This is a genomic window from Photorhabdus viridis (genome assembly GCF_040256935.1).
Taxonomy (GTDB): domain Bacteria; phylum Pseudomonadota; class Gammaproteobacteria; order Enterobacterales; family Enterobacteriaceae; genus Photorhabdus; species Photorhabdus viridis.
Genome location: NZ_JBEJZY010000251.1, coordinates 1 through 506 on the forward strand (window position 1 = coordinate 1; position 506 = coordinate 506).

Sequence of the window (506 nt, forward strand, 5' to 3'; positions counted from 1 at the left end):
CAACGTATTCTGCCTGGTTGTCGATACCGCGGGGTGACAGGATTATTGAAAGTATCGGGCGTCCGATAGCTAACACCGGCCTTTATTTGCTGGACGTTTATGGTCAGCCGGCACCGCTGGGCGTGGTGGGTGAAATTTATATCGGCGGGGCGGGGGTAGCGCGGGGTTACTTCAATCGCCCTGACCTGACGGCGGAGCGGTTCCTGCCCGATCCGTTCAGTGACAACCCGGAGGCGCGTATGTACCGCACCGGGGATTTGGCGCGTTACCTGCCGGACGGCAATCTGGAGTTTCTGGGCCGCAACGACCAGCAGGTGAAAATCCGCGGATTCCGGATTGAACCGGGGGAAATTGAATCCCGGTTGCTGGAACACCCGGCCGTGGGTGACTCGGTGGTACTGGCACAGGGTGACGGGCCGGAGAAACGGCTGGTGGCCTATGTGGCGGCGCCGGCGGATGAGGGATTGATTCATAGCCTGCGTGACCATCTGAGTGTTCAGCTGCCT

1 protein-coding gene is annotated in these 506 nt (G+C 60.5%); it reads left to right on the plus strand.

The features are described 5' to 3' along the window. The coding region (locus ABR397_RS23220; RefSeq protein ID WP_350307761.1) for an AMP-binding protein at positions 1–506 on the plus strand (506 nt) is incomplete at both ends.